General features: G+C 45.4%; 12 protein-coding genes. 6 read left to right on the top strand and 6 right to left on the bottom strand.

The features are described 5' to 3' along the window. Positions 1 to 52: 52 nt before the first annotated feature. From QT996_RS27105 to QT996_RS27115, 3 genes are all read right to left on the bottom strand, one after another. Entirely contained in the window at positions 53 to 409 is a 357-nt protein-coding gene (locus tag QT996_RS27105) for a hypothetical protein (RefSeq protein ID WP_333050464.1), read from the bottom strand. 361 nt (positions 410 to 770) lie between these two features. Further along, on the bottom strand, positions 771 to 1,547 hold the full coding sequence (locus tag QT996_RS27110) for a hypothetical protein (RefSeq protein ID WP_333050467.1): 777 nt from the start codon (positions 1,545 to 1,547) through the stop codon (positions 771 to 773). A 68-nt stretch (positions 1,548 to 1,615) separates the two neighbouring features. Next, positions 1,616 to 2,137 (bottom strand): hypothetical protein, encoded by a 522-nt coding sequence (locus QT996_RS27115; RefSeq protein ID WP_333050469.1) that lies wholly within the window; start codon positions 2,135 to 2,137, stop codon positions 1,616 to 1,618. 453 nt (positions 2,138 to 2,590) lie between these two features. Here QT996_RS27115 and QT996_RS27120 point away from each other — a divergent pair, with 453 nt between their 5' ends. Continuing rightward, on the top strand, positions 2,591 to 3,388 hold the full coding sequence (locus QT996_RS27120; protein ID WP_333050471.1) for a hypothetical protein: 798 nt from the start codon (positions 2,591 to 2,593) through the stop codon (positions 3,386 to 3,388). Beyond that, positions 3,346 to 3,840, top strand: coding sequence for a hypothetical protein (locus QT996_RS27125; protein WP_333050472.1), 495 nt, complete (start codon positions 3,346 to 3,348; stop codon positions 3,838 to 3,840). Before QT996_RS27120 ends, QT996_RS27125 begins: the two co-directional genes overlap by 43 nt. 98 nt (positions 3,841 to 3,938) lie before the next feature. Here the strand turns inward: QT996_RS27125 and QT996_RS27130 are convergent, their stop codons facing one another. The 3 genes from QT996_RS27130 to QT996_RS27140 all read right to left on the bottom strand — a co-directional run bounded on the left by QT996_RS27130 (position 3,939) and on the right by QT996_RS27140 (position 6,806). Then, positions 3,939 to 5,531 carry a hypothetical protein gene (locus QT996_RS27130; RefSeq protein WP_333050475.1) on the bottom strand — a complete coding sequence of 531 codons (1,593 nt, stop codon included), beginning with the start codon at positions 5,529 to 5,531 and terminating at the stop codon, positions 3,939 to 3,941. Positions 5,532 to 5,642: 111 nt separating this feature from the next. Next, the gene (locus QT996_RS27135; protein ID WP_333050478.1) at positions 5,643 to 6,578 is read right to left on the bottom strand and encodes an isoaspartyl peptidase/L-asparaginase; all 936 of its coding nucleotides are present in this window, start codon (positions 6,576 to 6,578) and stop codon (positions 5,643 to 5,645) included. A gap of 72 nt (positions 6,579 to 6,650) precedes the next feature. Continuing rightward, on the bottom strand, positions 6,651 to 6,806 hold the full coding sequence (locus QT996_RS27140; RefSeq protein WP_006631540.1) for a DUF2256 domain-containing protein: 156 nt from the start codon (positions 6,804 to 6,806) through the stop codon (positions 6,651 to 6,653). 90 nt (positions 6,807 to 6,896) lie between these two features. Between QT996_RS27140 and QT996_RS27145 the strand changes: the two genes are divergently transcribed. The 4 genes from QT996_RS27145 (at position 6,897) to QT996_RS27160 (ending at position 10,696) form a co-directional block, all read left to right on the top strand. Further along, entirely contained in the window at positions 6,897 to 7,874 is a 978-nt protein-coding gene (locus tag QT996_RS27145; RefSeq protein WP_333050479.1) for an RNA methyltransferase, read from the top strand. A 298-nt stretch (positions 7,875 to 8,172) separates the two neighbouring features. Next, positions 8,173 to 9,759: a serine hydrolase gene (locus tag QT996_RS27150; protein ID WP_333050482.1), complete on the top strand. Its 1,587-nt coding sequence runs from the start codon at positions 8,173 to 8,175 to the stop codon at positions 9,757 to 9,759. A gap of 65 nt (positions 9,760 to 9,824) precedes the next feature. Beyond that, positions 9,825 to 10,226, top strand: a complete 402-nt coding sequence (locus QT996_RS27155) for a hypothetical protein (RefSeq protein WP_333050484.1) — start codon at positions 9,825 to 9,827, stop codon at positions 10,224 to 10,226. Beyond that, the gene (locus tag QT996_RS27160) at positions 10,223 to 10,696 is read left to right on the top strand and encodes a hypothetical protein (protein ID WP_333050485.1); all 474 of its coding nucleotides are present in this window, start codon (positions 10,223 to 10,225) and stop codon (positions 10,694 to 10,696) included. The genes QT996_RS27155 and QT996_RS27160 overlap by 4 nt, the downstream gene beginning before the upstream one ends. Positions 10,697 to 10,809: the final 113 nt, after the last annotated feature.

Here is a 10,809-nt window from a genome sequence, read left to right on the forward strand (position 1 = left end):
TTTTTAGCTGGCATTTTTGTAGAGATTGACTAAACTCATTTTTTATTATACCCTATTTAAAGGTACAACAGCTTACCAAAAATACATTGCTCACAGTCATGGGATTGCCATCACTATCGGTAGTCTTGCTTGTCTCAAATTTAGCTCCCCGGACTTGCTCTATTGAGGTTACTTCGCCTTTATTAAATCCCATAAAAGTTGACCTCCTGAGTTCGCAATTTGCGCTTTTTGGGTCCATTTTTTTGCAGGAAAGTCTTTCCACTCCCGAAGATGCGATAATGAAGAGTATCATAAACAAAGGTATTCCTGAAAATCCCGTCACCCATATGGTAGGAGATATCGCACTATAAATCATTTCTCCTAAATTATTAAGCTTTAGAAGATGTTCGGTTTTTTTAATAACTTTCATGTTAGGTATTAGCTCCCGTGTAATTGATTGAGAATTTAGATTAAGAACTTTAGTTGTTCTATGAGTTGTCTAGAAAAGCTTTTAACTACAATTGTTAAACAGTTTTCTTTTCAGGTCAATTCATAAATTCATTAATTAAGTTCATAAAAGTCATAATTGGGTTTTTAGGGCGGGCAGGATGCCCACCCCACAAGAGTTACATTAAACTTGGCTGTAAAGTTTAGATGTCGGATAATTAGGACTTAGATGGAGGCCCAGAAACCGGGTTTTTTACCGAATCTGCGGGTTACAACTAAGTATTTTGGTAAAAAAACCCGGTTTCTTTAGTCGGAGTGCGTAAATCCTGATAATCTGAACGTCACTATCCCAGCATTCCCCCATAAGCCACGCCGTAAAGTTGAGCCGCCTGCATTGCTTCCTCGTCATAGCCTTGACTTTTGAAAAGAGCCTCCGCCTGTTTTAAATAGCCCATTGCTTGTTCTTTATTTTTTGTTTTGTCTTGGCTAATCAAAGCTAATCCCAATCTCATGTGACCATGAGCATCATTAGGGTCACTTTTGATTGCAGTTTCCCAGTGGACAATCTCCTCGTCTATAGTCTCCCATTTAAGTTCTTCGCTAAAAATTTGTTGGCTGGGAAAGCCGTCACTACCGTAATTTTTGACATCCAAAAATGTCGCAATGACTTCGGCTTTTTTGCGCTTGTCTCCCAAACCAGTGCTAAAAGAAGAAGTTAGAGGAACACGTCGCTTTCCTGACTCCAACACCAGACAGACACGATAGGTATTACTCTCACTACCTGACATCTCCTGTATCTCCACGCCTGAAATATCTTGAAGCAGGTGTTTGATAAGTTTCGTTTTGGCAATGAGTGGTTTATGCCGCTTGATAGTCAGATGACCGAGATTTTTATCAAATGTAATTGTCTCAATCTCTACAAATATCACCAAAAGGAAACCAACGACAGCAAATAAATAAACGAAAAAATCGCCTGAAGACCAACCAATAGACAAACCGATTACTAAAAAACTCCCCCCAACTAATAGCTGTATCCAAAATGCGAACATTTCTTGGAATTCGAGCTTGTCTGATCTCTGTCTCATGATTTTATGTTTAATCACTTTCAAGTGAATGTTCAAGGATAATTGTTTAAGTCTGCCCAGGCAGACTTAGACTGATAAAGAACCGTAATTTTTTAAGCTGTGGATTATTTTGTCTTTGCTTGGGCCATCGCTTTTTTGGCATCCTCTACCCCCTTGAGGGCCTCAGCATCGCCGGGATTTGCTTGTACAGATCTGTTAAAATTGATTAAAGCTGTTTGATAGTCTCCGTTCTTGTAGGCTAATTTCCCAAGCAGGATCGATTTATTGAAGTCATATTGTTGACCGCCAACAGTACCCAAATTAGGCTCAGCACCTGGTGTTCCATAGATATCAGGAGATTGCTGTTGAATTGGTGATGGAGAAGTGTTAAAATCCGAAGGAAAAGAAGAGAGCGATTGCTTGTTAGACCTCTGCTCTACATTAGGCCCCGAGTCAGAAATTTTTACAAAATTTTTGCCATAAAATACTGAAGTAGTAATGCCTCCCAATACAAACATTAGCAATCCAGCACATTGAATTAAGAATGTTTTTCGGATTTTTTTATTGCTCCAATTTTTGATATAAAAAACCAATGATGCCAAGGGGACAAGCAAGTAAAGCACTCCCCAAATAGTTTCCTCTCCCAAAGCTTGAACTAATCCCCAAAAATAGCCAACAAGACTTAAAACTAAACCTAGGACGAAAAATAAGGCGATCGCAATTCCAGACATTTTCTATCTCTCCGGTTGATGTATGGTTGTTTGGCAAACTGTAAAGGTACAGAAAAGCTCTTAACTACAATTCTTCAACAAATTTCTTTTAAGGTCAATTCATAAATTCATTAGATTAAGTTCATAAAAGTCATAATTGTATTTTGATGGCGGGTTCTCCTGCCCACCCCACAAGAGTTGCATCAAATTGATGTATGGTTGTTTGGCAAACTGTAAAGGTAAGGATTTAGGCGAACTTTCAACCTGAAACTCATTCCCCTGTTGGCTGTGTTAAAAATAGATTAGCGGTGACAACAGTTCGATCGCGCACAGCCAATGTTAGGATTTTGGTTAGGAATTTGACTAGGAACTCGATCGCGACTGCCGCAAATGACACCCTCTACCCTCGATCGACCCGAAGAACCATTTGCACCGGCAAGCAACGGCTGGGACATCCAAAAGCTTTACACCGGCTTGGCAAATGCCAAACAAGAATTCGCCCCCCACAGCAGAAGAGGGCTGACACCCGTAGAAAAGCGGCATCTCTGTGGCTTACTGTGCGGCTACAGCCCAGCGGAAATTGCGGTTTTTCTCAACAAACAAATCAAAGGTGTCGAAGTTGATTTGTCAAAAACTTTGTACCGATACATAGAATTATTGACAAATCGGCCCCGAAATGATCTCAAAAATTGGAGAGATGCGATCGACTGGCTGGAACTAGCCGGCTATAAAACGCAGCCAAAAACCTCAACGGGCGCCATATTAAAAGCCACTCTCCACCATTCAGACAGGATTTTGTCTACGGCTATCAGTCCCGACGGACAATTACTGGCAACGGGATCTGACGACAGTACCGTGAAAATTTGGAGTTTGCACAGCGGGGAACTGCAGCAGACGATTTTCGGACATTCAACACCCGTGTTGCTAGTTGCTTTCAGTCCCGCCAGCAAAACGCTGCTGACACGATCGCGCGCGGGCACAGTCAAACTCTGGAACCTGCAAAACGGCGAACTGCTGAAGCGTTTGGCAGACGTGCACCGCTACGAATCCGTCGCTGTCAGCCCCGACTGGCAAATTTTGGCATCGGCACCACCCGTGGCACAATCAAGCTTCTGCACCTCAACAGCGGCCAACTGCTGCAAGTTTTGGAAGGCTATCAAGGGGATGACATTAGTGCGATCGCCCTGAGTCCCAACGGCAAAATGCTAGTAGCCAGCGGCCTCAATGCAGCCAGCGGTTTCTGTCGCGCCACAGTCACTTTGTGGGAACTGCCGGGAGGCGAAGTGAAACGAACATTTGGCAGCGAAAATTATGTAGCGATTTCTTCCGATAGCCAAATTCTTGTCAATCATGGTGGCCAAACTATCAAACTGTGGAATTTGCAAACAGGCGAATTATTGCATTCGCTGCATACAGGAATTCGCATCACTTCTGCGGCCGCAATTAGCCCTGATGGGAAATACTTTGCAGTGGGGTGTTTTGACGGTACTGTTAGACTGTGGAATCTTCGCGGCGAATTGCTGCACACTTTAGATGGACATTCTAGCCCTGTGTCTGCGGTGGCGATCGGGCTTTTGGGCGAAACTCTCGTCAGCGGCGGGGATAACGGTACTATTAAACTTTGGCAACTGCGGATTTAAGATTAGAGAGGTTAGGGGCGATGAGGCAGAAACCGGGTTTTTACGAAAATACAGGATTCCGGCCTTTAACTAGGAGTGAAGAACCCGGTTTGTTTGTTTTATTTAGCGCGGCTAACTGCTAAACGTGCAGCGTTTAAATTTTGCTGATACTGAACAACTCTCTTCTGAGCTCCAACATAATTGGGATTCGACTGCGGCACAGTTTTCATAAACACGATCGCTTGCTCCCACTGACGAGCAACGGACTCCCACTCAGCTTTAGTTTGAGCAGTTTGAGCGAACAAAGCTGCATTTTGAGCCTCATCAATTCCCTGTTGAAAAGGACGATTGATTCTGCGCTTAATAGCAACTACATTCTGCTGGTACTGTACAACTCTATTTTGGGCGACATCATAATTGGAACTCGAAGGTGGTACTGATTTCATCAGGGCTATAGCATTTTGCCACTCAGTGACTACTGCGAGCAACTGCGTCTCAGATTGAGCCGATTGAGCAAGATTTGCTGCATTTGTTGCTTTATTGACTGCATCCCCAAAAGAGTCAGATTTAATTGTTGGAGAAGTCGGAGGTAATGGTTTGGATATCGGTACAGTTGGCAAAGCAGGTGTTTGTTCAGAAGTCACCAAATTCGGTACATTCTTTGTCGGTGCAGGTAATTTTATAGCCTGCCTCACCTCGGGATTTTTAGAAAGCAGCGAAACCCCTGAAACCGCCACAAAAGTTACAAATCCCAGTAAAAATAATTCCGCCAGTGTTTTTAGAGAAAAGTTGTTGCGAATCAGGTAATCTATTTGGTAAAGATATGCCGCTGTAACTACCCAAATCACTGCCGAAACTTCAGCAAGAGTAGATAGATAATTAGATACCTCTGATTGGTAAGATCCAACACAACTTGCCAATTCAAATTCTGCTCCGTAGTTGCAGCTTGAAACAATCGGGAAAAATGGCAACAGCAAAACTACAACCATTATCACAGATAACAGTGCCACAAATGGGGCGTACAAACCTTCCCACAAACTCCTGGGACTAGGCAACCACCGAGTGTAAGGGGTCTGGGATTTATCGAAAAATAAAATGTGATGAATGTAAGATAGTATTGCTACAGACAGAGGTATTATTAGCCCTAAAGCTCGCAAAAATGAACCCATATCTTGCTGAATTGCTGATAAAGTTATTCCGATAACAGCAATCCAAAAACTGACAACTCTCACAACAACAGCTATCCACAACATTAAAGCTAAAGTTCTCAGCCAGGAACTGGGATAGGGAAACCATGCCGGCCACCGCCCGTTTTTAACTTGCTGATTATGAGCTGTTTTCCAAGGAGTCTCGCCTGTTAACGATTTAACTTTTTTTCTCGCCCTTAAAATAGCGGCGCAGTTGTCAACAGTAATTCCCAGGGAAACGAGCAAAGAAAATGTATAGAATGCCGTAGCAGGAAGCGTACTGCCCTTCGGGATTTCTCGGGAAAAAACTATGAATAAAGTCAATACAGCCATCAAACCACTAAGCAGCAAAGCAATATAACAAGCAATTCGTCGTTTAGTGTAAAAGTAGGCAAAAATTGGAACTGTAAAGGCAAGCACAGCAGTTACCCACAGACTGCGCCCAGATAACTTGACCAACTTTTCTAATTTCTTTGGATCGATCGGATGTTGAGCGATCGCATTGAGATTCTCCTGTTGAGTCATCGGTAGTGGCGGTGAGGAGGATTTCAACTAACATACCACACCGCCCATACATATATTCAGCAATTTGTCAAAAATGTCCTAACTTTTAGGAGGATAATTTCGATCGCCTTTTTAAGCAATAAAAATTAACGTTCCCTTGCTCATTTCCAAAGTATCGCCCATTTCTCTACCGTTGTGAAAAGCACCCAAAATCACCTCGCTAGTTTTGCCGAAAGCGATCGCCCCGCTAGCATCAATTCCAATTGCGCCAAAATCCCGTTGACGTTCGTCAGCTTCAGTAAAAGAACGCTCAAAAGCAGCTTTCAAACTCAAACCATCCGTTACCCGAATCACAATTCGCGCGGCCAAACACTCGTCCATAATGTGCTCGCCAATCCCCGTACAGCTTACCGCCGCACTTTGGGCCGCGTAATTTCCCGCCGGCATCGCCGAGTCGCTAACCCGCCCAATCCGCTCAAAACCCTTGCCACCAGTCGAAGTCCCAGCAGCCAAGCGTCCATGCACATCCAAAGCTACGACTCCGATCGTACCCACACCGGCCGGTTCGGCAACCACGTCAGCCATTGCTTTGCTAAAATTGCCTTGGCGTTCCTGCATCCACTCGTGCAAACGCAAATCCGTCATCGGATCGTAAATCGGCAATTGAAGTTCTCGCAGCAATTCCGCCGAACCAAAATCAGAGAGAACTCGATCGTCCGAATGCTGCAAAAATTGAGCAAGTTCGATCGGATGTTGAACGCGAGAAACATTAATCGCCCCGCTGAAACGCTGCATCAAACCGTCCATCAACGAAGCACTCATCCGAATTTGACCGTCCGACTGCACCACAGAACCAGTACCGGCATTAAATCGCGGGTCATCTTCCAACAATTGGCAGCCCCGCACCACTGCATCTACGGCACTTGCACCGTCTTTCAGCAGCGGATAAACTTCCTCCAAAACATCGTAAAGCGATTTCCGCACCGCCTCAATTCCGCCTTTACTATGTAGAGAACTGCCCGCACCGCCGTGAATAACTAGCTTTGGTTGCACTTGTTGCGATGCCATAATTTATAACCTAATAACCTAAAATTTTTCCTTTGCAATCTTAGCTTTGATCGAGCAACTTGCCCTAAATTCTTAATCTTGAGCCGCCAAACGGCGGCGACGACAACGTTCGGAGCAGTATTTGACCTCATCCCAGCAGTCGGCCCATTTTTTGCGCCAAGTAAAAGGTCGATCGCACACTGGGCACATTTTTGTCGGTAAATCAGATTTCGATCGTTGCTTAGCCATGCTAATTTGGACATTACATTAGTTACTGATTAAATTTTAATCAAAACAAACAAAACAACCAATTTCTGCCTAACACCTCCCCAAATAAAAATGGTCGAAACGGCATTAGCCAACATCCGAATAGTTTTAGTAGAACCTGCAGGCCCATTGAATGTCGGTTCTGTGGCCCGCGTCATGAAAAATATGGGTTTGCACCAATTAGTTTTGGTAAATCCCCAGTGCGATTATTTAGGGGAAGAAGCCCGACTGATGGCTGTTCGCGCCGCCGACATATTGGAAACGGCCAAAGTAGTCGAGAGTTTGCCCGCTGCTTTGGTTGGGTGTGTCAGAGCGATCGCAACTACAGGGGATGATAGTCGATCGTTGCCAACACAACTAGAAGAACCCGCAGATGCCTTGCCTTGGCTCCTCGAAGCCCCCAGCGCCCTGATTTTCGGCCGAGAAGACTGCGGCTTGACCAATGCCGAATTAAACCGCGCTCAACGCCTAATCCGCATTCCCAGCAGCGATGCCTACACTTCCCTAAATCTCGCCCAAGCCGTCGCTATCTGCTGTTACGAACTATACCGGGAAGAAGGAAGAAGGAAGAGGGAAGAAGGAAGAAGGAAGAGGGAAGAAGGAATAGGGAAGAGGGAAGAAGGAATAGGGAAGGAAGAAGAAGATGCCTCGTTCCCAGGCTCAGCCGGGGAACGCATATCCAGAGGCTATGCCTCTTCAATACCCGATGCCACAGATAATTTATCAACTTGTTACCCAGAAAAACTTGCCACCAGCCAGACAGAAAATCTTTCAATTCCCCTCGCCAGTGCTCCCTTGGAAAATTTAGAGGGATATTACCAGCAACTAGAAACGCTGTTACTCAAAATAGGATATTTGCAGCCGCACACAGCAGCAAGCCGGATGGAAAAATTTCGGCGTTTGTACAACAGGGCCTATCCGACAGTGGATGAAGTCGCCATGCTGCGGGGGGTGCTCCGCCAAACAGAATGGGCAATCAAAACTTACCCACGAGAGGCAAATTCTGATACTCTGGATGGGGCGTTGCCGGAAAATCCAACGGATAGCTAGGAGAAATGCTGATAATTGGGGATGTGAGATTGAGGATTTTTTTCACAGAGAACTTTCCTGCACCCACTTGTCACCTTCATAACAGGGTTTCTTGACTAAAAACCTAAGCTTTGCGATAATTTGCGAGCAGTAAACCCGGTTGCTGATACCATGCAGCGTCTGGGGCAAATCTAAAATCTAAAATCTAAAATCTAAAATTGATTGGCTGGCAAGCTGAAAAATCTTAAACTTGAACTTTACAGTAGTGATGAAGGAGTAAGACGTGGCAGAGCGGTTTCCCAAAGGATCGATATTATCGGTGATATCCTCGATATCCTCTCCCAACTCCGGCTCAAAGCAGCCTAAGTCCGGCAAAGCAAGTCAGTCTGGCAACTCGGGCCGCCGTCGCCCTCCGCAACCGCAAAACGGCAATTCAGAAATTCGATCGCCCGAACCTGCGACTTTCCCACCCCAACAGGGGCGCGGCACCAGAATTGGAGCCAATTCTCCCACATCTTCGGAAGAATTTACTACACAAGACTTTTTATCCGATCCTCGATCGGCAATTAACCCCAGAAAACCCCGAACCACCAAAACTCCGCAGTCGAAGACTCGCCAACCGCGCAAAAAAGGTCTCGCTGCTGTCGATATGTTCGAGTTTCCGGAGCCGAATCTGGAGCGGGAAAACGTGAGTTCGATCGCCAGCAATCCCAACAGCCCGCTCCCAACTGCCACTCCCCCTACCACCCGTGGAAGTCGTCCCAGTTCGCCCCCAGTTCGCATTCCAGACACGGTAATCCCCACAGATGCAAAAAAAACCCCCGTGCCTAAACCGCGCCCACAAGCGAGTCAGAGACCGGGTAAACGCTCTGCACCTCGGAGCGTACCGCCGTTGGTGTATGCTACTCGCTTGCTGATTTTGGGAGTTGGCATAGCGGTGATTTGCGGTACGCTGCTGTCGGTGGTAAATGCCGTTAGTCGAGCATCAACTGTAGCGACAGAAGAACAAACCACTACAGGGCAGAACAACCCAGCCGATAGCGCATCTGCGGCACCTGCAACCCCAGAAGTGCTGCAACTGAATCAAGAATTAGGAGCTTTGAAAACGCAAGTTCAGGTTTTAGCAACAGAAAATCCTAGTTTGACAGCCGGAATATTTCTAGTCGATTTAGATACTGGAAGCTACCTAAACTTTAATGGCGATACTGCTTTTGCTTCAGCTAGCACAATTAAACTGCCAATTTTAGTAGCTTTTTTCCAAGCAGTAGATGAGGGCAAAGTGCAGTTAGATCAGATGCTGACGCTGAAGCCCGAACACATTGTAGGCGGTTCTGGGGAGATGCAAGACGACTCTCCGGGTAAGAAGTATTCGGCTTTGGAAGTTGCCCAAAAGATGATTGTTGTCAGCGACAATACGGCGACAAATATGATGATTGAGTTGTTGGGAGGTGCTGAGGTTTTGAATCAGCATTTTGCAAATTGGGGTTTGAGTACCACGGTTCTGCGTAATAAGTTGCCAGATTTGGAGGGAACTAATACTACCAGTCCGAAGGATTTGATTAATATCATAGCCCAGGTCGATCGGGGTAATTTGGTATCGGTGAAATCGCGCGATCGCATTTTGCAAATCATGCGCCAAACTAAAAACGATTCTTTGCTGCCGAAAGGTTTAGGCGAAGGTTCAGTTATTGCTCACAAAACGGGCAATATTGATACAATGCTAGCGGATGCGGGGATGGTGGATTTGCCGAACGGTAAGCGTTATTTAGTGGCGGTGATGGTGAAGCATTCACCGGAAACAGAGAAGCCAGCTCAAGCATTGATTCGGGATATTTCTCGGATGAGTTACCGCTATTTGTACGGTGGAGAAATGCCAGACGATTCACAAGTCAAAATTAAAAATTGAAAATTCAACCGGGTTTTTTCGGACAAGTCTCGTAGAGTTTATCAAACTATAAATCAGTTTGTATTATGAAACTAAACATTCGACTTGCTTGTCTGGTAGCGCTTTCAACTTTAGCTGTTGGAGTCTCCCCCAGCTTGAGTAATGCTAATCCTGCTCCTGAATATCAGACCGACGGCGTGACAGTGATTAACAATAATATCGAACTCAATCGGGCAAAAAACTTAGCCCGTCAAGCAGCAGAAATTGCTAATGGGGGTTTAGGCAACTATCGAGCTGAAGCTTCTATGCACGGTACTTCTAATGAATCGCCGTTTGTTGACAATGGCGATGGAACTTGGACTTTTACTTTTAAGGGTTACAAGCCTGGTTCGTCTGTCTATACGGTAGAAACGGTTGTTACGGTTTCTCAAGATGGGAGAGTGAGAGTCGATTATAACGGGCAAATTCGCCAGTTATCTCCTTTGTGAACAACTGTGCAAATACCGGGCTATGCAGTTTCAATCCCCGATCGGGATTTAAGTTAACGGCATTTTTTCCGTTTGTTACAATCAAGGGAATTCCCATCCTCACATCAGCACTAATGCCAATTATCCTAGAAGTTCCCGAGATCCTTGGCGAAAAACTGCAACAATTGGGCGATCGTCTCCCGGAGGCCCTGGATCGCGCACTTCGGGAACTCGCCCCCGCAGAAACCATCCCCTACCAAGACGATCGCCAAATCGTCGAACTGCTAGCCAGTCAACCCAGCCCAGAAGAAATCCTCGCAATCCGCCCCACACCTGCGTTGCAAGCCCGCATGAGCCAACTGCTCGATCGCAATAAATCCGGCACTCTTTCGGCCAGAGAGGAAATCGAACTCGATCGCTATTTGCTGTTAGAACATTGGGTGCGTTTAGCCAAAGCTCACGCCTACAAACGCTTACAGACAGAAGCATGAGTTATGCTTGATGTTGGATTTTGGGTTTCAATCCCTGATCATTGGTGACAAGTTAAGGAAGAAAGAGGTTTGTCAAGGGGGAACTATCCTTGAGGGAAAAAATGTGTGAAACT

Origin of the sequence: Microcoleus sp. S13C4 (assembly GCF_036700865.1) — a bacterium.
Classification (GTDB): domain Bacteria; phylum Cyanobacteriota; class Cyanobacteriia; order Cyanobacteriales; family Microcoleaceae; genus Microcoleus.

Coding starts and splice junctions, on each gene's coding strand:
- QT996_RS27120 (WP_333050471.1), top strand. CDS start 2,591: ATGACACCCTCTACCCTCGATCGACCCGAAGAACCATTTGCACCGGCA.
- QT996_RS27105 (WP_333050464.1), bottom strand. CDS start 409: ATGAAAGTTATTAAAAAAACCGAACATCTTCTAAAGCTTAATAATTTA.
- QT996_RS27135 (WP_333050478.1), bottom strand. CDS start 6,578: ATGGCATCGCAACAAGTGCAACCAAAGCTAGTTATTCACGGCGGTGCG.
- QT996_RS27145 (WP_333050479.1), top strand. CDS start 6,897: ATGGTCGAAACGGCATTAGCCAACATCCGAATAGTTTTAGTAGAACCT.
- QT996_RS27155 (WP_333050484.1), top strand. CDS start 9,825: ATGAAACTAAACATTCGACTTGCTTGTCTGGTAGCGCTTTCAACTTTA.
- QT996_RS27140 (WP_006631540.1), bottom strand. CDS start 6,806: ATGGCTAAGCAACGATCGAAATCTGATTTACCGACAAAAATGTGCCCA.
- QT996_RS27130 (WP_333050475.1), bottom strand. CDS start 5,531: ATGACTCAACAGGAGAATCTCAATGCGATCGCTCAACATCCGATCGAT.